This window comes from Neolewinella persica DSM 23188, from assembly GCF_000373105.1.
In the GTDB taxonomy this organism is placed as follows: Bacteria; Bacteroidota; Bacteroidia; order Chitinophagales; family Saprospiraceae; genus Neolewinella; species Neolewinella persica.
This window is the reverse complement of the sequence record NZ_KB890447.1, coordinates 140343-163082: the sequence shown is the minus strand read 5'-3', so window position 1 is coordinate 163082 and position 22740 is coordinate 140343. Positions and strand designations below refer to the sequence as shown.

19 protein-coding genes are annotated in these 22740 nt (G+C 52.9%); 6 read left to right on the top strand and 13 right to left on the bottom strand.

The genetic code is table 11. The features are described 5' to 3' along the window. Positions 1-4: 4 nt before the first annotated feature. The 13 genes from B036_RS0119675 to B036_RS0119615 all read right to left on the bottom strand — a co-directional run bounded on the left by B036_RS0119675 (position 5) and on the right by B036_RS0119615 (position 17385). The gene (locus B036_RS0119675; RefSeq protein ID WP_020570446.1) at positions 5-1012 is read right to left on the bottom strand and encodes a hypothetical protein; all 1008 of its coding nucleotides are present in this window, start codon (positions 1010-1012) and stop codon (positions 5-7) included. Beyond that, positions 1009-1995, bottom strand: a complete 987-nt coding sequence (locus tag B036_RS0119670; RefSeq protein WP_020570445.1) for a hypothetical protein — start codon at positions 1993-1995, stop codon at positions 1009-1011. The genes B036_RS0119675 and B036_RS0119670 overlap by 4 nt, the downstream gene beginning before the upstream one ends. Further along, the gene (locus tag B036_RS0119665; RefSeq protein WP_157472241.1) at positions 1995-2687 is read right to left on the bottom strand and encodes a hypothetical protein; all 693 of its coding nucleotides are present in this window, start codon (positions 2685-2687) and stop codon (positions 1995-1997) included. The genes B036_RS0119670 and B036_RS0119665 overlap by 1 nt, the downstream gene beginning before the upstream one ends. 148 nt (positions 2688-2835) lie before the next feature. After that, complete coding sequence (locus tag B036_RS30200; protein ID WP_020570443.1) at positions 2836-3960, bottom strand: restriction endonuclease subunit S; 1125 nt, start codon at positions 3958-3960, stop codon at positions 2836-2838. Further along, entirely contained in the window at positions 3957-5453 is a 1497-nt protein-coding gene (locus B036_RS0119655; protein WP_020570442.1) for a class I SAM-dependent DNA methyltransferase, read from the bottom strand. Before B036_RS0119655 ends, B036_RS30200 begins: the two co-directional genes overlap by 4 nt. Before the next feature lie 78 nt (positions 5454-5531). Continuing rightward, complete coding sequence (locus B036_RS0119650; protein WP_020570441.1) at positions 5532-6596, bottom strand: hypothetical protein; 1065 nt, start codon at positions 6594-6596, stop codon at positions 5532-5534. 35 nt (positions 6597-6631) lie between these two features. Next, the gene (locus tag B036_RS0119645) at positions 6632-8689 is read right to left on the bottom strand and encodes a DUF262 domain-containing protein (protein ID WP_026232150.1); all 2058 of its coding nucleotides are present in this window, start codon (positions 8687-8689) and stop codon (positions 6632-6634) included. Positions 8690-9249: 560 nt separating this feature from the next. After that, positions 9250-9747, bottom strand: coding sequence for a hypothetical protein (locus tag B036_RS0119640; RefSeq protein ID WP_020570439.1), 498 nt, complete (start codon positions 9745-9747; stop codon positions 9250-9252). A 571-nt stretch (positions 9748-10318) separates the two neighbouring features. Next, positions 10319-10897, bottom strand: a complete 579-nt coding sequence (locus B036_RS0119635) for a hypothetical protein (protein ID WP_020570438.1) — start codon at positions 10895-10897, stop codon at positions 10319-10321. A 227-nt stretch (positions 10898-11124) separates the two neighbouring features. Then, on the bottom strand, positions 11125-12000 hold the full coding sequence (locus B036_RS0119630; protein WP_020570436.1) for a glycoside hydrolase family 16 protein: 876 nt from the start codon (positions 11998-12000) through the stop codon (positions 11125-11127). Positions 12001-12052: 52 nt separating this feature from the next. Beyond that, positions 12053-12907: a glycerophosphodiester phosphodiesterase family protein gene (locus B036_RS32370; protein WP_026232148.1), complete on the bottom strand. Its 855-nt coding sequence runs from the start codon at positions 12905-12907 to the stop codon at positions 12053-12055. Between the two features lie 287 nt (positions 12908-13194). Continuing rightward, positions 13195-13797, bottom strand: a complete 603-nt coding sequence (locus B036_RS0119620) for a 3'-5' exonuclease (RefSeq protein WP_245557492.1) — start codon at positions 13795-13797, stop codon at positions 13195-13197. Positions 13798-14046: 249 nt separating this feature from the next. Then, positions 14047-17385 carry a S41 family peptidase gene (locus B036_RS0119615; protein WP_020570433.1) on the bottom strand — a complete coding sequence of 1113 codons (3339 nt, stop codon included), beginning with the start codon at positions 17383-17385 and terminating at the stop codon, positions 14047-14049. Between the two features lie 304 nt (positions 17386-17689). Here B036_RS0119615 and tnpA point away from each other — a divergent pair, with 304 nt between their 5' ends. The 6 genes from tnpA to B036_RS0119585 all read left to right on the top strand — a co-directional run bounded on the left by tnpA (position 17690) and on the right by B036_RS0119585 (position 22619). Then, a complete protein-coding gene (gene tnpA / locus B036_RS30190; protein ID WP_020570432.1) occupies positions 17690-18187 on the top strand; it encodes an IS200/IS605 family transposase in 498 nt (165 codons plus the stop codon). 546 nt (positions 18188-18733) lie between these two features. Next, the gene (locus tag B036_RS30185; RefSeq protein ID WP_020570431.1) at positions 18734-19300 is read left to right on the top strand and encodes a DUF4255 domain-containing protein; all 567 of its coding nucleotides are present in this window, start codon (positions 18734-18736) and stop codon (positions 19298-19300) included. 14 nt (positions 19301-19314) lie between these two features. Continuing rightward, on the top strand, positions 19315-20148 hold the full coding sequence (locus tag B036_RS0119600) for a hypothetical protein (protein WP_020570430.1): 834 nt from the start codon (positions 19315-19317) through the stop codon (positions 20146-20148). A 33-nt stretch (positions 20149-20181) separates the two neighbouring features. Further along, positions 20182-21840, top strand: a complete 1659-nt coding sequence (locus B036_RS0119595; protein ID WP_020570429.1) for a phage tail sheath family protein — start codon at positions 20182-20184, stop codon at positions 21838-21840. A 91-nt stretch (positions 21841-21931) separates the two neighbouring features. Further along, the gene (locus tag B036_RS0119590; RefSeq protein ID WP_020570428.1) at positions 21932-22381 is read left to right on the top strand and encodes a phage tail protein; all 450 of its coding nucleotides are present in this window, start codon (positions 21932-21934) and stop codon (positions 22379-22381) included. Positions 22382-22385: 4 nt separating this feature from the next. Next, positions 22386-22619 carry a DUF5908 family protein gene (locus tag B036_RS0119585; protein ID WP_020570427.1) on the top strand — a complete coding sequence of 78 codons (234 nt, stop codon included), beginning with the start codon at positions 22386-22388 and terminating at the stop codon, positions 22617-22619. Positions 22620-22740 lie beyond the last annotated feature (121 nt).

Here is a 22740-nt window from a genome sequence, read left to right as displayed (position 1 = left end):
ATGTCTAAAAAGTATAGGTAAGGGAAACTCCAGAGCTTTCGACTTTAAACTCAAAGTCGTTATCCACAGGCTTGTCAATCTTGCTTGGCTTGGTTACTAGTTGATATAAAGCAGAACCAACTGCTAAACCACCACCAACCATATAAAGCCGTAATGATTTCTTACGCAGCCGCTCCGACTCTTTATAAGCGGCACCCCTGCTGGAAAAACCAGTGTTCAACGCTGCATATGTGCTTTCCTGTAAGTTATTCGCGTAATCTTCGTAAACCTTTTCTGCGTTCTGATAAGTAGAAAGGTAGCCTGTACCTACAGCAACCACCGCTCCCAAGTAGCCAATAGCAGGAATTAATTTGCGCACAGAGCTAGATTTAATCTCCTTCATCCGCCGTTTTATCAGGTCATCCATAACATCTGCAGGATAAACGTAGCCGGTGGCACCGTCTCCGGATTTCTCGTACAGCAGCCCCATGTAGATGTCCTTTCCACTCTTGGGGCGAAGGATAAGTGCGCCCCCACTTTCTCCTTCCTCAAAGGTAAAGTCCCTTACAAAATGAATATCTAATTTGTCGTCTTCTGCCCCGACCACTCTGACTTCCCGCCTGGATTCACGACCATCTTTATCCCTCGTAACAAGACGAAAATCCTTACCCGTCCGAAGTAGCTTACGATAGTTTCCTCCCACCTTCCAAGGGCGTAATTCCTCTAAATAAGCCTGTCCTGGCCAAGTAACGGTACCGAGATCGAGCCCGCTAAAAAGATGTACACCCGACGCCTCGCTTTTAGCGCCATTTAACTCAGAGACCACCTCGACAACCGCGCCATTTTTAACCACATGGCCCGCCGTAACAACAAGCCTTTCACCGTTCCGACGAAAGACCGTCCCTTGTCCTTCTTCATCATAATCCACTTTCAGATTGACCACCCGAACTCCATTAGTGAGCGCCTGCCCCTGTATTCCTTGTGATAGGAACCAAAGCGTCGAAGCCAATAAACATAGTATGTATTTCTTCATTTGTCAATGCTTTTTTTAAGCTCGTGGTAGGAGCGGGTATCGTAGTAGAAGGTCCAAAGCGTAGTCAATACCAAAAGGCTGGCGAAAAAGAAAGAAATAACCTGCAAAAAGCCATCCGAAGAGAACCGGTTTAATAAGGTTGGCCGGATGAGAAGGTGTTTATCAGACTTATCCATCCCGGCTTTACCAATTCGGGCGTTTTCAGCATTGATATTATAGGCCATTTTCAAACCAGCCCCCCCATCTAAAACCGCGAAGCCAATCCCTCCTGAAGCCTGCCCGTCCTTCAACTTGGTTTCAAAGGTCAACGTTTCACCGTAGCCAAGGTCGTAACGAACGCTCTCATAGCGATCTTCACCTAACAGCTCGCGGTCACTCGCCGTTACCGTCCCCTCCTTTAATACGGCACTACTTGCGGAAGATGGTGGCTTGGCAATATACTTTCCTACCTGCAAATCCTTCCCCTCAAAATAAACAAGATGACCTTTGCCAGCATTGAACGCTTCATCGGGGTTTGCCAAAACTATGCGCGCGCGGTCTATAAGGGTATCGGGGGACATCCCGGTACGCGTAAAAATACCCAGTTGGCCCGGAGCGTCACCGGGAAAACTTAATTCAATGCTAAAAGCACCATGCCCAATTCGCAACAGTCGGATTTTCACCCCCGGTGCTGTAGCGATACTTCCGGACACAGAATCTATTACCGGAGATCTCTGGTTGATGTATTTTACGTTAGTGAGGTTTAAACGCCCTTCCACCTCTGTGCTCGTAAACTCCAGGTATTCTGTGCGAGCCTCCACGGTGTACAGCGCATTGGCTGGCCGGTATATGGCAATGAGGAAGGCAGTGAAGGCTACCAGTGAAAAGAAAACCAAGCCCCGCCGAAGAAAACGGGCACGACGGTCAGGTGCAAAATAATAGAAGAAAAACACAGTCAGTGCCCAAAAGGCCACTGCCAGCACAATGACTATAAAATTACTCATCAGAGCCGGATTTTCAATTCGTAAGTATTATTGGTCCCCAACTCTTCTCCTTCAGGAAACTCCTGAATAAAATATCGCCGGCCATTTGAAAAATGCCTGAGCGGCACTTCACAACGGCAATTAACCCCCTTGGATGCCGCAAGCCCCTCCAGCCGACTACAAGTAAAAGATTTTTTGCTGCCCGTCTCAGGGTCTAAAATAGAGAATTCGGTGAGCCCGCTGGTTTTAACAAAAAAGGTAAGATGCTCTACAACCTCTTCCGGTACGAAACTACAGGCCGTCACCTGCCCCCCGACGTCGCAATTATCACCAATAGCCCCAATCATACTTATTTCATCACGCTTGTAGCCCCGTAATTCTTTTTTGTAGGCCGTTGGCCAGGCAAGCTCGACGAAGCCCCGAGCTTCCCCCGCAACATTAAACCGCATATTGGCATTGTACAGCCCATCATTGGTGCGCACCAAAACACATATCTCTTCTATCTCCCGGTCCGGCTTCCACACGAAAAAGGTATTCAGGTTCACCGGTGCAGAACTCACGCTGCTCATGAAGCCCTTACGAACACCCAGCGAAATTTTTACCGTTTCCGACCAGTGCTCCCAGTCTTCGTCTAAGTTCGAGGGGGACAGCTGCGCAGCAAGACCGCCACTTAGAAAAATACACGCTAACAACAAGTGGAAGGATAGTCTCATAAGATCATTCGGTAAAGGTGCACGTAAAACATCCGGGTTTAAACCACGAGAAACATTTCAAAAATACTTGAAGGAATTTCACCAAAGTTAATCAAGTCTATATGCTTTCACAAAAAACAATAGACATTTATCACCAAGCAACACCTTCTCATCCCCCAAACACCCCCTGCAAAGTAGCCCCAAACAACCCATCAGCCTCCAATAACGCCAACTCCGCCTTCCCCCGCAACGCCTCAATGGCGCGAATGCGGGCGGCGAATTTGTGCTGGAGGTTGATTGGGGGTAAACTTATTTTCATCTTCTTAAGCTTTGCTCCAGTTAGATGAGCAATCGTTGCTGAAGAACTATAATCGTCAAAGCCTCCATTCTTAGACTGAAAGTATAACCAGTGAACTAGGAAATCAGGCGACATTAGAGATTCCTTTACCCGAACACGATGCAGCGCTTTCTGATAGTAGCAAGACTGAAGCTCATCGTCCCAGATAGCTGCACGCCCAATATCTCCACCTTCACAAATCAAAACATCCCCTTTTTTTAAACCATACTTTTCCTCTTCGGATTCTTCTATATCCATTGTATGCAAATCCTCTAATTCAAATCTGAACCACTGCACATTTGCATTCCGAAGATATTTTCGCTGCCTTTTTCCGTGTTGTTTCTTCTTATCAAGCATTTTCCCTAATCTAGAGTCAGCTAATTCTCCGAATAAACGAACTGGCCAATTGACTGCTTTATCCCTAGCAAACATCTCCAAAAAAACAGCCTCCCCCAAACGCCCATATTCCGCCACCTCCGCCCGCAGGGACTGGCGGAGACGGTCGATTTGGTCCAGGCGGTGGGCGATTTTTTGTTGGTTAGCAAATTCAGGTACCGGAACTAGGATATTGTTCAGTGCACCTTGCGTAAGTTTGCCACGTGTTGCACCTGTAATACTCATTGAGAGGTCAGCAAAATTCAGAAAATAACATAGGTAATCTAGACTTATTCCTTCGCACTCTGTAAGTACATGTGCATGGTTATTTACCCAAACCTTTCCTTCATATATTTTAGCACACCTCTCATTCCTTCCCCAACTCCCTCCATCTTCTGCAATACACAATATTCGGTCATCGAAAATGTATTCGTCAATATATCCCATTATATTATTCGCTCCGATATATGGGTATTGAGGGGAAGATTCTTTTTCTGCTCTTTGTTTTGAATTTAAAGGTATCCTTTTCCTATCAAGGTTAATCGTGATCTCTCCCAGTTTCTTTATACTTAAATCGCTCATTCCCCCATAATTTTCTCCAACTCCTCCAACAACTCAAACCGTTCCTGCTCCATATCCTTCAGCCGCTGGATGATGGCGGCGGGCGGGTCGTATTCCACGGCTTCGTAGATGATTTCTTTGTAGCGGTTGATGCTCAGGTCGTAGTCGTTTTCGACGATTTCAGCTTTGGGGACCAGGAAACTTTGCTCCGTTCGAGCCCTCCCCTGCTCCTGCGTCCGCGCCCAAAAACGGGTGACGATATCGGGCAGGTCATTGGCTTCGGTGGCTTGGCGCTTGTCGTCGAGGCTGAAGCCGTCGGCCTGCATGTCGTAGAACCAGACGTCGTCGGTGCCGCCGGTGCCGGTTTTGGTAAAGAACAGGACGGCGGTGCTCACCCCGGCGTAGGGTTTGAACACGCCGCCGGGCATGGAAATGACGGCGGTGAGTTTGTGCTTCTCGATGATCTCAGAGCGGATGGCTTTGTGGGCCTTCGAGCTACCGAACAGGACGCCGTCGGGCACGATCACGGCCGCGCGGCCACCGGTCTGCAGCATCCGCAGCATCAGGGAGAGGAAGAGGAGTTCGGTTTTCTTGGTCTTGGCCGTTTGCAGTAGGCTGGCCTCCACGCTGTCGTAATCGAGGCTGCCTTTGAAGGGCGGGTTGGCGAGCAGCAGGGTGTATTTATCGCGCTGGTCGGCATTTTGCTCGCTCAGGGCGTCGCGTTCCAGCAGCTGGGGGTCTTCGATGCCGTGGAGCTGGAGGTTCATCGCGCCGATGCGCAGCATGCTGGGGTCGATCTCCACGCCGTGGAACATCTCCGAGTTGTAGCGTTGGCGGAAGTTCTTGTCCAGGAATAGGTCCGGGTGGTTCTCGTGGAAGTACTCTCCGACGCTGACCAGGAAGCCGGCGGTGCCACAGCTGGGGTCGCAGATGACGTCGTCTTTGGTGGGCCGCGTCAGGTCCACCATCAGGCGGATGATGTGGCGGGGGGTGCGGAACTGTCCGTTGCGGCCGGCGCTGGCGATCTTGCTCAGCATGTATTCGTAGAGGTCGCCCTTGGTGTCGCGGTCGCTCATCGTGATGTCGTTGATGTTCATCACCAGCGAATCGAGCAGCCGGGCTTTGTTGACCATGAAGGTGGCCCCCTTCATGTGTTCGGTGAACACGCCGCCGGCTTTGCCCACCGTCTTCATTTTATCGAAGGCGTTGAGGAATTCGGGCGGGTCGTTGCTGACCTGGATGCCGCGGGTGAAGATCTCAAGTTTCTGCTCGGGGCCGAAGTTGAGGAAGTTGTGCCAGCGCAGGTCTGCTTCGCCGGGGCCGTAGATGGGGTTCTTCAGCGGCTGACCGAGCAGGTTGGCTTTCTTTTCTTCGTTGATCTGCCGCTCGTCCAGCCGCCGCAAAAACAGCAGGTAGGTGAACTGCTCGATGACGGTGAGGGCGTTGGTGAGCCCGCCGTTGGCGAAGAGGTTCCAGATGGCGTCTACCTGGGATTTTATTTGGCCGGTGATCATGGGTTGGGGCGTTTGTAGGTTAGGAGGCGCAATGTAGAGAAAATTTGGGGGGCGGGGGCGCGGGTGCGGGGGGAGTAGCTACGGGCTTTGGTTTTTAATGGCTTGGCATAGTTTCACACCGATGGTTATCTGGTCTATGACGGAGTCCAGGCTAGCTTCATCGCTCAGTTGTAAGCTCCCTTTCCGTAGGCCTAATACCAAGGAGGCCAAGGTCTTTGTCGCCCCGGGTTTCGCCGTGTCACAGATGGACTTAACCTTCAGTTCCGGTACTTGATCTTTCAGCGCATCAGCTAATGCTCGGTACGCCCTAATCTTGGTGTTTGCGTCTTTCATGCTTTCCGGGAAAGCAATCTTAAAATTCAGCCGGCCGTTGCTATTGATTTCACAAAAGAGTGGGCCGTTGCCTGTCATTCGGAAATGCAGGATGGTATCCCTAGGTCCCCGGGCGTAAAGGCTCGGGGTCACCTCGCTTAGTTCGTCGCGTTGCTGCCAGCGTGCTCGCAGTAGTTTCCGCAGGTTCGCCAGGCGGTAGAGCGCCGCACGGCGCTCGTCGGTGTTGGGTTCACCCCAGGGATTTCGGTAATCCTCTAGCGTAGCCGCCATGGCACCGGCCCATTGGGTAAGTAACTGGTCGTCGGAAAGAGACTTAGCGGCAGATGCTGCGGCAGCGGCAAAATGTTCGAGTTTTAGCCATTGCCAAACGGGCTTATTGCTCTCTTCCGGGCAAACAAAGTCCTCATAGTGCTCCCCTAGTCCAAGGGTTACGAACAGGTAACTACAGTTTTCGTGCCGGTTCCGCAGGAGGTAAGCCTCCGTCTGGCGAATCTTACCCTTCCATTCTTTTTTTCTTGATGATTTCCGGCCTTCGTGGTCGTCCACTTTCATTTCGAGTAAGAGTAGTGGCTTATCTCCCTTATCATACGGATATTTCCATATAGCCAGGTCAATGTTATTGTATTCCAGCTGCGCGATGTACCTCTCGTGTGGAGGAAAATCCTTCACTCCGAGTCCCGCCAGAAATTGGCGAAGTGGTTCTCTGGTTTCCTTTCCGGCATTCCATAATTCGACCAAATAAGCGATCATCCCGCTGTGGGTGCGGCCGTGGTTGTAGTTTAGGCGGAAGAAGTTGGGTGGGTGTTTCATGGGGTTTTGTTAAATTTATACTTGCGAATAAAACCTTAAGCCTCCACCAACCGAACCCGCACAAAATCCTCCAGATCATACGCCGTAAGTACCGTCTCCAACCGCTTAAATTTCACCCACGAGGAATTGGCGGCATCCACGCTGTAGCCTCTTCCGATGTGCTCGTTATCAGCGGCATTCGGATCATTTCTTTCTAAAAGAATTGTCTTCGACACCTCGGGTTGCATCATTGGGTTCGGGTTATCGGCGAATAGCTTAGAAAGTACCGTAACATAGAACTCTTTTACGGAGCGTGGCTCGATCGTTTCGTTACCAATTTTGGCATATTTCACCTTGAAACCGGTAGGGTCGTCTATTTCGAAGATGGTCATTTCATCCCGGGTGCCTAAGTCTTCCACGATTTCAACTTCGGGGTAAGGCCATATTTCCAGGGTTCGCTTGATTAGGCGATTGTGCCGGGCTTTGAAGTCTGCAACGGTCCATGCGTCAAGCTTCATCAGGTCCCGGTTAAGCCATAGTCTGCTAAATTCATAGCCTTGTTCTTTCCCTCCGGTATTGAGGGTTTTCTTTTCTTTGAAGGCGCGGTTGGAAAGGCTGCCGTTGTTACCGGAGAGGGTGAGATTACCGAGTTGGTGGAGGTGCTTGTCTTGGAAAGCCTCGTAGTCTTCCACCGTCAACGTTTTTTTCCAAGCAGGGGTCGGCTTTTGCGGGAAGATGTGCTCAATGGTGAGGTGATCGATGGCTACGCGTTCCCGATTATTATAATTCTCAAGGCGGTCGAGGAAATAGCTCCTGTTCTTAGACCTTATATTGTAGAAGTCTCTTTCCCGCAGGCTGGACTTTACTTCGGTATCCGTAGGAATCCGTTGTGTTCCTTTCTTACGCACAATGGCCCTTTCAAGAGAATTGATGTAATCGTCTTGCCGAATTTCTTCATACAAGCGCATGAAAATTTTATTGAGCGCGTTGGTTGGCAGGTTAACCAAAAAGCGTCGCCAGGCAAAGCGCTGTACAAATTGCAGGACGCTGATTAATCCGTCCTTATCAATCACCTCTGCTTGGTAATCATCGTACACCTGTAGTAGAAATGGATAGCTGACGTTAATTTCCAGTTGCCGGATGTACTCTAGCTCTAAGCGGATTTGTGCATCTGGTTCCCTGGCCGGATTAGTGAGTTTGCCAAAATGCTCAGAGTAGCGACGCATTTCTTTAAGCAAAGTTTCTACTTCAGATTTCTCCCGCTCGGGGAAACGGATTTTGAAGGTATCATAAACTAGGTTCTTACGTGGGATGCGCTTGTTCTTGAAGGTGAGCAGGTCACGGGCGAAATCGGACACCATATTGGTTCTGCTTTCATCATCCCGTGCGTTTTTTTCTATTTCTTTCCAATACTCAATGTAGAGCCGCTCTTGTTCTTCGCGGATGTGGCCCATCAAGATGTAGTTGCGAATCAGGTCAGCCTGAGAAAGCGCCAAACCAGTGCTATTAAGCGATTCAAAAATGCGCTGGGGATCGTCTTTCCCCCTTTCCAGAGAGATATCTACGAAGGACAACTTCCCCATACCTTCTTTGACCATTCGGTAGGTTGCCTCATCGCGGATCAATTCCTTGAAGTAGGCAAAGTTTTCCCGAATCCGGCTGAATGGTTCGCCTTCTTCTGACTGGTTCCGGATGAGGCGTTGGTAGATACGATCATTCTCTTCGGTTTGCCACAGCTTCTCCTGTCGGTCTTTGACGAAGCGATTGATCAGGTAGGTTTCTTTTAATTCCGCAGCTTCTTCCTCCAATCCATGTGCTTCGGCAAACTGATATAATGTGATATAAACCAATGATAATGTGGTAAGTCGCTGTTGACCATCAATTACGACCAGTTCTTTTACGTCTGAAGCGGAATACACGCCATCCTGCAAATAGACGATACTACCAACGAAATGGGAAGCTCTGTTTTCATCTTCGGCGACGCTACAAATGTCGCTGTACAACTGGCTGCACTGATGGTCTTGCCAGTCGTAGTTACGCTGGTAAATAGGGATTACAAAACGGGTTTTGGGGGTGGCTAGAAACTCATTGAGTTTGGATTCGGTGGCTTTCAAGGAGTGGGTATTTAGGTTTTCGGCAATAGCCGTATAAATGAGACTTACTTCCACATTAACTCAGTTCGTGAAAATATGTGCGGAACGTATTGGTAAATTATTCAATTAATTTTTCAAGCTGTTACTTTTAAGCGTTCGACAAAGGGATAAATCAACTGATCATCATCTAATCAAAGCCCATATTTTTTCTAGAGTATAGTTCTGATTGAAAAGACTATATCTAACTGGTGAAATTAATAGCCTAATCCTATCGCTACAACATAAATTTGAACCCTAGCCCAGACCCGGAGGGTCGCCCAACTTAGCCAGGGGTAAGTACAGGACCGGAGGTCCAAACGCCGCCCCTGGTTTTCGTTGGTACGCGGTCCTTGGTGTTCAATGCTGCTCGCCGCCGCCGAACCCTCGTTGTCCTACGGTTTTAGTTGTTGCGCATTCTTTCTGAATCGCCTCCATGCAATAACGAATACGAGGAGATAAATCCCCTCGCTAAGCCGCGCGCCCTTCCTTATCCTTGCCCGACAACACCTTCTCGGTGAGCGAAAGCCCACCACCACACCCCCTCACTCCCCATAAATAACCGTCCCCATCCCCGCGATTTTCCATTCCCCCTCAATCAGTTCCATCAGCCGGGTCTCCCGCTTTCGGCCGCGGGCGGGGTCGTCCTGCTCGTAGCTTACCCAGGCGCCGGTACCGTACAGGCGCACGTCGATGGTGGTGAGGGGAGCGGGCAGCGGGTCGGGCTCCGGATGTTCCGCGAAATAGTCGACGACAAACTGGTTAACCTCGGCCCAGCCCAGGGTTTCCGTCAGGCTGCTGTCGGCAAAGTTCATGTAGGTTTTGGTTACGTAGGGTGTCTGGACCCACTTGTCCTGCCAACCGGTATAGTCGCGGCTAAAAGCCGCGATGGTCTCCTCGTTCAGTACGCGGAGGATAGCGGCCTTCTCGGCGGCTGGGTCATCATTGGAGCTGGTCACCTCCGAAGTCGTCGGTTCGGAGGGGCCGGCGCAGGCAGCGATCAAGAACAGGGAGGCAGCAAGGAAATAGTAGGTGCGTTTCATTAGCAACAAAGATAGTGGCCGGCAAGTGATGGCAGAAGTACGCTGTTTTGCCCGCTGGGCATTCTGAGACCCGGAGGGTAACCCTACGTAGCCAGGGGTAAGTGCAGGACCGCAGGTCCAAACGCCGCCCCTGGTATTCGTTGGTGCGCGCCCCTTCGCCTTCAAGGCTACGCCACGCCGCCTTGTTTTCGATCTTGCCCACACCCCGCATTCAAGGCTACTAGCCGCCGCCGAATCCTCGTTGGCTTCCGGCTTTAGTTGTTGGGCAATCTTTCCGAATCGCCCCCATGCAATAACGAATACGATGGGCTAAAGCCCACCGCTACGCAGGGCGACCCTCCGGATCTACCCTCTCCTGTTCGTTATCCGGCAACGCCATCCAGGCGGGCTAAAATCGATTACCACGTCCCCCGCCCAACCCACTCCAAGAGCCTGCGGCCCCGTTCGCGCTCGGCCTACAAGCCCTCGACCAGCCCCTAAAACACCAAACCCGCCGCACAGCAACAGCTGCACAACGGGTCAGGAATAGATTTTCTATTTGAGTTAAAGGCGAAGTCTTGTGTAGAGCGCGTTATTTGTCTCCAGCCAAATCTGCGGAGGTATACCCCGCCAAAAACTCCTCTAAGTCCCTGAACTTGAAATTTCGCTGTTCAAATTCTTGCTCGAAATAAGGGACGTGGGGGTAGATCTCCGTTAAATGTCGGCGCCATTTATCTGCATTCAACAACACGATAGTGTCGTAAGGGTCTTTGAGGGCATAACGGGCCATTACACTACCGTCATATCCATGCTGAGTATATTTCTTGAATAGCGGGATGGGGCCTGTGCTGACGACTTCCAGCAGGTACCGCTTTTTCTTAACCTGATGACTTTCGAAAACCCGCATTCCCGATGGCGTAGTGTGCAGGGTCAACCGCTGCACTTCGTCGGGGCGAAACTTAACTTTTGAACCGTCGGACAAAATGGCCCGAATCGGTTTGATGACAAAAAGTGGGTTGACTTCATCTCGGAACAACATCATATTGGCCTTGATCTGGCACTTGATTGTCTTTCCTTCAACGTCGACGATGGTCGCGTCAAAAAGCTTCGCGTCCAATTGGCTGGAAAACAGGATCGCGAAGAAAGTGAATAAAATGGTGTAGGACTTCATGGCAGTTTGTTTCGGTTAACTAATTTGCCACCTGATTGCGGGTAAGCGGAAAACCTTACCTCCTTTGGGATTTTTTTTTGGTGGAGTTGGTTAACCCCCTCCGGAAGCCTGCGGCCCCGTTTGTGATCGAACTTCAGGGCTACGGGACTATTCTTGTGCCACCCAGACCCGGAGTTTACGTTATTCCACAACAACATTTCGGCAGACTAAAAGCTCACCACGCTCCCTCACTCCCCATACACCCGCACCCAGTCCACCTCATAAGTAATAAGCTCAGTACCCGGCCGGGGCTCGCCGCCGTTATCGCCGCCGATGGCTAGGTTCAGCAGCAGGTAGTGAGGCTGTTGGAAGGGGTTAAAGCCGTCGGGATTGACGGTGTCTTTCAGCAGGGTTTCGTTGAGCAGTTCGCCGTCAAGGTAGAGGCGGATGGCTTCTGCCGTCCAGTCCATGCGCCAGAGGTGGAATTTTTCGGGCCAGGCGGGGTCTTTGTCCAGGAAGTCCTGCAGCGGGCGGTGGAAGCCATCCCATTTGGCCTTCCTGCCCGGGCCGTCCGACAAATAGGCGGTGTTGGCTAAGATGCTGGAGACGCCCTGCTTTTGGTAGAATTCCATCACGTCGATCTCCCCGTTGGCGGGCCAGCGGCGGTCTACGCCGAGGGTCCAGATAGCGGGCCAGGCGCCCAGCGCGGTATCCAGGCGGGCGCGGACGAGCAGGGTGCCGTACTTAAAGTCGAACGTCCCTTTGGTTTTGAAGCAGGCGGAGGTCCAGGTGGCGGCGGGGCGGCTTTTGCGCCAGTCCTTACTGTCGGGGTCATAGCGGGGGTTGACGGTCTCCTCCCGCCGGGCTTCGAAGCGGAGCAATCCGTCTTCCGTCTGCACGGCGTTTTGGGGCTGGTACCACTGGTATTCGCGGTTGCGTACCAGGCCGTGCTCCGGTATCCACAGGGTAGTGTCGACCGGGCCGGGCTCGTTGAACTCGGCGGCAAAGAGTAGTTCGCGGCCAACGAATTCCTTGTCCGTACCAGATTCCGGGGGCGGGGCGCAAGCGCCCAGGCTGACCAGTAGTGGTCCGATAAAGAAGAACAGGTGCAGGTTGGAGGACATATGGGATGGGGATGGGTATGGGTATGGGTAATGGCTAAAGATAGCGACTCCTTCAAAAGACCTCCCTAACCCCCACCGGATAATCCGTAATCAACACCCCCAGCCCGTACTTCCGTATAAAAGACCGGTAAAACCGTCGGGTCAGGGCCGCCGGGTGCCCATTCCGCCGTTCACTAACGTCCGTCGTCAGTAAAATACCGTCTCGCTTCAGCTGCTTTATCAGGCGCTTCGGGGTACTGCCGTTGATGTAGGCGAACAGGCGGCTGGTAGGCAGGTTCAGGGTGCGCAGTTGGTCATAATCGGCGGCATCTTTTACCAGGGTTGAGATCCAGGCATTTGGCAAAAGGTCATAAGCTTGCTTTGTATCGGCCAGGGAGAAAGTGAGCAGCAGGCACCTGTTCGTCAGCCCGTTATCCCGAATCATTTCGGTTACTTCACGCCAACAGTCTCCCTTTACGTCGACCATCAGGAACACGTTTTCCTGCGCAACAAGCCAGGTCAGAACTTCCTGAAAAGTGGGAATTCTTTCTTCGGTCACTTCGCCAGCGTCGGTTTTGAGGTGGAGTTGTTGCAGGTAGGCCGATTCGACGATGTGGATACTGTCCGTTCCGGTGGAGGTCCGATCCAGCGTAGCGTCGTGGAGCACGAAGAGCTCCCCGTCCGCACTTTTTCGAACGTCGAGTTCAATCATCACCGCTTGCTGACCAAACGCCCCGGCCAGCGCGGTAAAAAGGGAGAGGCTGTTTTCGGGTAAGGCCGAATCGCTGCCTCCCCGGTGGCCGCAGATTAAGGTGCGTTGCTTTTTGCCGCCGTGAAAATAATCACCGAGGCTGGTCTGTGCGGTCACCCTTCCCTGGCACGAAAGGACCGTTAGAAGGACAAAGCTGCACATTAGGAAGGTCTTCATATTCTGAATTTAGTCGATCTTGGGAAGCTATACCGAATGAAGGCTCAGGCAACGCACTTAGTTGGAAAACGATACCGCCTACAACCGGAAATTTCAGGCTCGAAAGTAGTAACTACGGCGGTTACACGCTTCGGGAGCCTGCGGTCCCGTTTCACCCCCGGGTTGAAAGGTCCCTGCTCCCTTAGCCTTTCCTTGCACCTGCGTCCGCGCCTCTATTATAAGATGGGCGCGGACGCAGGTGCAGCGAAAAGGATTAAAGCAATGAAAGCCCAAACTCCGCTACATCCTCAAATCACCCCCAGCCCGCGCAACCCAAAATAACACCGAACGGTAGCCTCCACATCCACCAGCGCGTCGTGTGCATCGGGCACCCCGGTCCTGAACAGCTTGCGGTGCAACTGCTCCAGCGTCGGCCATTTGAAGGAACCGTAGCGGTGCGGCGGGATGGCCGCCCATTCGATGATGTCGTCGTTTTTCATGGTGCAAGCCTTCGGCTTGCTCCGCAGCGGGTCCCGACCGGCAATGCGGTGATATTCACACCCGAGGATCATTTCGTCGAAAGCCATATTGTGGGCCACCAGTTGTTGGGCTTTGGTCATGGTGGTAGTGAAAGCCTCCAGCACTTCGCTTAGGGGCAGCCCCTCGGCCAGGGCCCGCTCCTGAGTAACCCGGTGGATATCGGATGCTTCCCTGGGGATGGTAAATCCCTCCGGCCTGATGATGGCGGAGTAGGTTTCCAGGCTATTACCAGCGTCGTCCGTCAGTACCCAGGCGATCTGGACCATCCGGGGCCAATTGTTGGTGGCGGAGCTGGGGGCCTTCCAGTCTTTGGGTAGGCCGGTGGTTTCGGTATCGAAGAAGAGGTGCATGGGTGGGTGACTTTTGGCCAAAATCATTTATTTATGGCGGGTTTCCAATTTTGCTTAGTGGTGGGCAGGGGCCGGAGGTCCGTCTCTCGTAGCGGCGGGGCCTGCCCCGTCGTTTTCGTTGTTTCGCCAACCCATCGCATTTGTTGTTGCGCGGGCTTAGCTTTCGCTAGGACCGCGCAACAATAACGAATACGAGGGGATGAATCCCCTCGCTACAAGAGACGGACCTCCGGCCCTACAGCATAAATGCTGTTGAACCCGGCCGGGGCTTTAATTCCCCTTAACCGCAGGCGTAGGATACCGAGGATTCTTAACCTCCTGTTGCTTCATCTGCCCAAGTTGCTTCAGCAACTCCGCCACCCCCCGCTCCAACTGCGGGTCCTTACCCGCAGCTAAAGACTTAGCGTCCTGCCGGACGGCAATGTCCGGCGCAACGCCTTCATTCTCGGCAACAAAAACATTGTTTATGGGGTCGAAGACGGCGTTGTCGGGGGCGGTGAGGGAACCGCCGTCAATGAGGCGGTAGTGGGTAGAGGATTTGACCAGTCCGCCCCAGGTGGTGGCTCCAATCAGCTTACCGGCCTTTTGCTGGCGGAAGGCCCAGGGGAAGAAGTCGCCACCGGAACCGGCGCGTTCGTTGATCAGGAGCACCTTTGGGCCAAGGATACCGCCGGGCAGGCGCAGCGGCCTGGCATTTGGGACCTCGTTGGTGAGGGCGGCGCGGAGCGACCGCGTCATCAGGTCGACCATGTAATCGTCGAGGCTACCACCGCCGTTGAAGCGCTCGTCGATGACGGCACCAAGCTTATCCTGCTGGGCGAAGAAGTAGCGGTTGAAATTGACAAAGCCGGAACCGCCGGTATTCGGCACCCAGATGTAGGCGAGTTTGCCGCCGGAGAGTTCATCTACCTTACGGCGGTTGTCTTCCACCCACGCGCGCTGGCGCAGCGCGCCCTCGTTAGAGATGGGGACCACCGTTTCTTCGCGCTGTCCTTCGAAGCTCGGACTGTCGTTGAGGTGGAGCGTAGTCTGCCGGCCTCGGGTGCCGTCCAGGAATTCGTAGGGGTTGTCGGCGGCGGTCAGTTCGCGGCCGTTGACACCGACCAGGTAGGTACCGTCTTTAACATTCAGACCGGGGCGGTCCAGCGGACTACTCAAGCGGGGGTTCCAGCTCTCCGTCGTGTAGATGCGGCTGATGCGCCAACGACCGTTTTCGGCCACCAGGTCTGCGCCAAGGAGGCCGACGCGGGAGCTTTCGACATCCGGGTAATCCCCGCCGCGAACGAAGCTGTGGCCCACGGAAAGTTCGCCGTTCATCTGATCCAAAATGTAGTTCAACTCTGCGCGGTGGCGGACGTGTGGCACCAGTGGTGCATAGCGTTCGTACACCACGTTCCAGTCGCGACCGTGCATGCCCGGGTCGTAGAAGTAATCGCGTTCGTAGCGCCAGGCTTCTTCAAACATCTGTTTCCACTCGGCCGGCCGGTCGAGTTTCATGCGGAGGCTGGGTTTTAATGACTCTCCACCTTTGGCGGAGGGACCGCCGGTTTTGGCGACGGACCAGCCGCCCATCGTTTGCACCAGAATCATCTTCCCGTCGGCAGAGACGGAGAACTGCCGGAGGCCGCCGGCGAATTCCTTGGCCTCACGGTCTTTTAGCGTGAATTTCATGAGTTGGCCACCCGGGCTATCACTCCGTTGGCGGGCCAGGAAGAGGGTGCCGGCCGGGCCGGCAGCGGTGGCGTAGTAGTTACCGTTGTCGACGGGGAGCGCAATTGTCCGTCGCTCAATCCGGTCAAAGTCGATGCGTACCCCCTCATCTTTATCCTTGTCTTTAGCGTCGTCCTTGCCTGCTCCCTCGTCCTTATCCATGGCACCTGCGGCCGCGCCCTCTTCTTCTTTATCTTCCTTGTCCCCTTCTTCTTTGTCGCCTTCCGCTTTATCTTCCTTTTCTTCCTTCACTTCCTCCTCATCGCTTTCGGGCAGGAAGGGCGAATCCTCGTCGTTGCGCAGCACGATCACGTAGGCGGCGTAGCTCGGGTCGGCCTGCATGGCGCTGGTGTTTGCCCAACTGGAGCCGAGGGCCAGGTCGGTACTAGCGAGGAAGTAGAGGTGCTTTTTGTCCCGGTCCCAGGCGGGGCTGAAGGCGTCGGCGAAGCGATTCGTCAGCGCTTCAATGTCCCCCGTTTCGCTGTTCCAGGTCAGGATCTGACGGAAGTTATTCTCCGCCGATTTTACGTAGGCCAGGTATTTGCTGTCCGGACTCCATTCGGGATCCGTCCGGCTACGATCCAGGTTAGTCCCGCCCGAATCCACGGTTTTTATCGTTCCATCCGCCAGGGTGATCACGCGGATGCGCACGTCGTCGTCCACAAAAGCGATGTGTTTTCCGTCCGGGCTCCAGGCCGGGTCCCAGGCCATTTTGGAGACGCCGATGCTGTGGGTTTTTGTTTCACCCCGGCCGTCCTGGTTGGACAGGTGCAGGCGGTAGCCCTTACCGTCGGCGTCGGAGAACCAGGCCAGTTGATCGCCCTTCGGCGACCAGAGCGGTGCGCGGTCGGCGGTGCCCGAACTCCGGGTGATGTTGCGGGAATCGCCCTTGTCGACGGGTACGGTGAAGATGTCTCCGCGCGCTTCCATCACGGCACGTTTACCCGTCGGGGAAAGGGAGATGGAGCCCGCATTATTACTCACGTCTTCCCACTGCGTAGCGGCCCAGGGGAAATCGGCCACGATGTTAATGTTCAGCTTATTTGCTTTGCCCGTTTCGGGGTCTACCGTGTGCAGGTAACCGTCTTGCTCCACGATCAGTTGGCTGCCATTTGCGTCGAGCCATTTCACGTCAGTCTTCTTGAATTTGGTAACCTGGCGGAGGGCCCTGGTCTTCACATTATAGGCCCAGACGTTCATCGTCCAGTCCCGATCGGAGAGGAAAAACACTTCCCCTTTCAGCCAGTTAGGCTGTATGTCCGTCGTTTTTTCGTTGGGGATCAGCACCTCGTCGTTGGTGGCCAGATCAAGCACGATCAGGGGCGTGTTCTGGCCGCCGCGGTAGGCGCGCCATTCGGTGTCCCAGCGGCTCATTTTGTCGAGGGCAATGCTTTTACCGTCGGGGCTGTAGCTGCCGTCAAAACCCCACTGGTGGGTGAGTTGCACGGCTGGCCCGCCGGTGGCGGGGATCGTCCACAGGCGATTAAAGCCCACCGGCGCACTGTTGCGGGAGCTGGCGAAAAGGACCGATTTTCCGTCGGGCGTCCAGCCGCGTACGGCACCACCGCTGGGGTGCCAGGTCAGGCGGGTGGGCATGCCGCCCATGGCGTCTACGATGTAGACCGAGGTGCCGCCGTCGCGATTAGAGCTGAAGGCCAGCCATTTGCCATCGGGCGAGAAGTGCGGGTCACTTTCTACGGCCGCTGTACTGGTGATACGACGGACGTCTTTTCCGTCCATCTCTGCGGTCCATACGTCGGAGCCGTAGGTGAAGGCGATACGGTCCGTGCCGAGGTTGGGCTGGCGGAGCAGCCGGGCTTCCTGGGCGGAGAGGTGGGTGATAAAAAGCGTACATAGCAGTACGAGTATTAGGTTCTGGGGGCGCGGACGCTGGTGCATAGTGGGGGTGATTAAGGAGCAGGGAAGATAGGGCATTGGGATGACCCTTCACAAAGGACTATGGATTCTGGTCGAGGGTTGCGTCTGTTTGCGGGGCAGGGCCGGAGGTCCGTCTCTCGTAGCGAGGGGGCTTGCTCCCATCGGTTTCGTTGGCCTACCTGCACAACAACGAATACGAGGGGATGAATCCCCTCGCTACGAGAGACGGACCTCCGGCCCTGCAAAAAATGTTTGAAAGAAAAATTAAACATTATTTGTGTTTTATTTTACACTCCCTTAACATTGTCAAACAAAACGCCCCCCTATGCCACAATCCTATGACCGCATCATAATCCACACCACCTTTAGTACCAAATACCGCCAGCCCTGGATCGACGAGACCATCGAGCCGGAGTTACACAAAGTGATGACTAGTTGTTTTGCCAACTACGGAGCCATTGTCCTTGAAATCAACGGCACGCCAGATCATGTACACATCGTCCATACCTTACCCAGAACAAAGGCATTAGCGACAATTCTCAACGACGTAAAGTCTGTCTCCAGCAGTTGGATAAAAACGAAAGGCGAGCAGTACGCATGGTTTGGTTGGCAAGATGGGTATGGTGCCTTTTCGGCCGATTACCGTAAGTTGGATGGACTATTAACCTACGTACGGAAACAGAAAATTCATCATGGCCTGAACAACCAGCTGATGGACTTCGAACAGGAATACACCAGGATGTTGATTGCTTTCGGTTATCCGGATTTCAATCCCAAATATCAATTTCCTGACGTTCCAGGGCCGGAGGTCCGTCTCTTGTAGCGATGGGGCTTGCCCCATCGTTTTCGTTGACGATACCCCATCATTAACATCGCCCACAACCCATCGTTTTCGTCAACACAACCCCATCATTTACATCACGCCCAACCCATCGTTTTCGTCAACACAACCCCATCATTAACATCGCCCCCAACCCATCGTTTTCGTCGACATAACCCCATCATTAACATCGCCCCCAACCCATCGTTTTCGTCAACACAACCCCATCATTAACATCACGCCCAACCCATCGTTTTCGTCGACATAACCCCATCATTAACATCGCCCCCAACCCATCGTTTTCGTCAACACAACCCCATCATTAACATCGCCCCCAACCCATCGTTTTCGTCAACACAACCCCATCATTAACATCGCCCCCAACCCATCGTTTTCGTCGACATAACCCCAACAACACGTAGAAACACCTGTTTTTCGCCTGCTCGACCGCTGTTTTTCACGGCCTGTGGAATGCTAGAAGCTTTTTATTTAGATTTGGGGGGCTAACATTTTTGTAGCAACAAATAGAACCTCACACCTCTAAATACAATGATTCACAAGGTACTGCCCATAATAGTTGATGAGTTAAATGCTTACCTGAAACAGGCAACCTCCAGAACTCCTGAGGACTGGATCGTGCTATCAGACATAGTAGATCAGACCGGCTCCGTGGCCTTTTCGGGAAAAAATAAGGTAGTCTGCATGCTCACGGGTATTGAGCAGGAGCGGAGCAATTTCAATAAGCTTCCTACCGGCCCGGCACTTCGGAATTTACCCATCTACCTCAACATCTACCTGTTGTTTGCCGCCTACTTCCCCGGCAGTTACGAAGAGTCGTTGAAATTCATCTCTCTGGTCATCTCCTTTTTCCAGGGCAAGCAGGTTTTTACGCCACAAAACACCCCCGGCCTGCCGCCCGGGGCTGACAAGATCACCGTTGAAATAACCAACCTGGACCAGCAGGCTCAACATCGGTTATGGAGCGCCATCGGCGCTAAGATGATGCCATCCATCAGCATGAAACTTCGAATGATCCCGATTACCACAGATCAGATCCTGACGGAAATCCCAGAAATCACGGGTATTAATACCATCATCACTCCTGATAAGAATTAACCTCAGTTTCAACCATGCAAATACAGTACGAACCACTCGCTAGCATACGGCTCAGGCACGACTACTTCCAGGATGGCAACTGCCCGGTGATCAGCCTAGTCCCTGCCGTGGAAACAGAACGGGCAATGCAAAAACTGGGCATCAGAATGGTAGCAAGGGACTTCGGGACTGAACTCTTCTATAATGTAGGGTCAATGCCCGGGGGCCAATTACTACAAACAGAGGACCTGGTCCAACTTTCCTTCATCCTGCGCTCCACTGATCCACTCTTCCACAACTACACCTTACCGGAAGATGAAAAATCAGCAACCGATCCGCGGTTCTTCAACAACCTGGAAACCAATGGCCCGGCAATAGACCTTCCCGGCAACTGGCGCGACGGTGATCTTGGATTGCTGACCATTTACATCGGAGAAACGGAATCCGGGGAAACGAAAATCCTGGACAACGGGGTGGTTACTCCGGGAGAATACACCATCGCCTTCGCCGTACGATCAACCAGGTGGCGCTACCACCTGATTGACAGCGGCAATACCGGCTATACCAATTTTCAACTCCTGGATATTGAAACCCGACAGCCAATTCCTCCGCCAGCCAATTCACCGTCCACCAAGCAAATGCCTGACGGTAGTACAGCCGTCCTGCTTACCACCGAAATCATTCCCCTGCGGCAACGCCCTGGCGCTCGTTTTTTGCTAAGTATGGAAATGGGAGGGACAGAGAGAACAACACCAACAACTATCAACCTACCTTCTGCTGATGCTTCCCACATCAGTAGAGATGATTCACCGACTCCGGACACATCAGGAGACCCCGTATTCTATTCCGATATGTACGTCTACCTCTAATTCCGGCCACCACCATTAAACCCAGTCTTATCCATGGCAAAAACATACCAGACTCCCGGCGTCTACATTGAAGAAAAAAGTGCCTTTCCTAATTCAGCCGTGCCGGTAGCTACCGCCGTACCCGCCTTCATCGGCTACACGGAAAAAGCCGTTCGTGATAAGAAACCACTCACCCTCCAACCAACGAAAATCAGCTCCTACGGAGAATACCTGATGTTCTTCGGAGGTGCGCCCACTACAAAGCTAACTGTAGCTGCCTCGACGGAAAAGGGCGTGCCCTATAAAATGGCGATCACTGAAAGTTACTTCACGCTGCACAGCCAGATGAAGATATTCTTTTCCAACGGAGGTAATGATTGTTACATCGTCTCCGTGGGTGGGTACACCAAAACGGCCGACGATGGTACTGAATCTCCAAACACGGTGGACATCGCGGTGCTAAAGACGGGCATAGACCCACTACAGAAGGAATTGGAACCCACCATGCTCGTTATTCCCGAAGCCGTTAATGCCACGGTAGATCAAGGGAACCTGGAAGACAGTGTTAAAGCCATCTACGGCCTCCACCAAGAGATGTTAAAGCATTGTGGTATGGACATGCGCAGCCGGTTCGCCATCATGGACGTCTGGATGAATCGGGAGAACCTTAGCGCTCAGGATTACGATTTGACGTCGGATATTGATTGGTTCCGGGAGGGTATCGGAACCAATAACTTACAGTGGGGTGCGGCCTACTACCCGTGGTTAGAAACGACGATACTCACCCCTTCCGAGGTCAGTGTTCTCAACGTTGCCAACCTTGGTGAGGCGACCGAAGTGATGGACTACAGCCCGGCAAAACAATTCAATGAACGAGGAGAGATCCTCAACCGGTCAGCATTCAAATCTACCTTCCTTGCCACCAAGGTGACCTCCCTGACCTCCTTGCTCGAAAAGTCGCTAAATCAGGATGTATTCGATGGCAACGAGACGGTGAATCGAGCCATAAAGATCAAGGCTGAACTGAAAAAAATTGCGGAAGTAACTGAGGCTGACGCTACCAGCCTTACGCAGACGCTGCTGACCGTCTCTCCAATGTTCAAATCATTGATGTCGGACCTTCGTAAACAACTCAACCTACTGCCACCCAGTGGGGCCATGGCTGGCATCTACTCCATGGTGGACAATAGCGTTGGCGTATTCCAATCTCCCGCAAACGTCTCCGTAGGGGCGGTCATCAAGCCGGCGCTCAGCATCAGTAACGACCAGCAAGAAGACCTCAATATGCCCCTTAACGGTAAGGCGGTCAACGCTATCCGGTTCTTCCCCGGCAAAGGGGTGCTGGTATGGGGTGCGCGGACGCTCGACGGCAACAGCCAGGACTGGCGCTACATCAGCGTTCGCCGTACGGTCATCTTCATCGAGCAATCGGTCAAGTACGCGGCGGAGCCGTACGTTTTTGAGCCGAATACAGCTTCCACCTGGTCCAATATGAAGGCCATGCTGACTAACTTCCTTACCAACGTCTGGCAATCCGGCGCCCTTGCCGGTGCTACGGCAGAAGATGCCTTCAGCGTCGACGTAGGCCTCGGAACTACGATGACGCCGGCAGATATTCTGGACGGCTACATGCGCATCAGCATAAAAATTGCGGTTACCCGCCCGGCGGAGTTCATCGTAATCACTTTCGAGCAGAAGATGCAGCAGTCTTAGCGCTTTTGGGCGCGGACGCAGGTGAAAAGTGAAGGACCAAAGAGCAGAGAACCAAACCGAGTTTTTCAACTAACCCTTAATTATTACCATCATGGCAGATGACAACAACACGCCCTGGCCCGTACCAAAGTTCCACTTTAAAGCCACCATTGGCGATAAGGGGGTGATTGCCTTTCAGGAGGTCTCTGGACTCGACACGGAGTACGACATCATTGAGTATCGCTCCGGAAACAGCGTGGATTTCTCCACCGTCAAAATGCCCGGTTTACGCAAAGGATCCGACGTAACGCTGAAGAAAGGTATGTTTAAGGACGACACGGCCTTATACGATTACTTCAACGAGGTTAAGATGAATACGGTGGCCCGGCAAACGGTCACCATTCAGCTGCTCGACGAGGAGAACAACCCGATGTTCACCTGGACCCTGAAAAACGCCTTCCCGATGAAGGTCTCCGGTACCGACCTCAATGCACAAAACAGTGAAATTGCGGTAGAAGAAATCGTGCTGGCGCACGAAGGCTTATCTTTCGAAAAAGCATAATGCCATGCCCATAGAAATACGTGAGTTAATCATCAAAGGAAGCCTCGCTCGTGACGAAGACCGAGCGGAGGAAGGTACGCAGGTACTTACCGAAGCAGACATCAGTCCCTTGAAGGAGGACATCATTAAAACCCTCAATGCCGAAGGCGTCAGGCTCGCGCCTGAGGACCGGCGACAATTAATGGACGACCTCCTGCGGGAGGTCAGGAAAATGATGGATGATCGTTGGCGGCGGTAGTAATAAGTAAGCTTACTAATGCAACTTAAATACATCGACCTAAGTACTGGTGGATTTCAGCATTCAATGGCGGCCCACTCGCCCTGAACGAAAAAGCGTGGTACAGATAAGGCCATGAAAC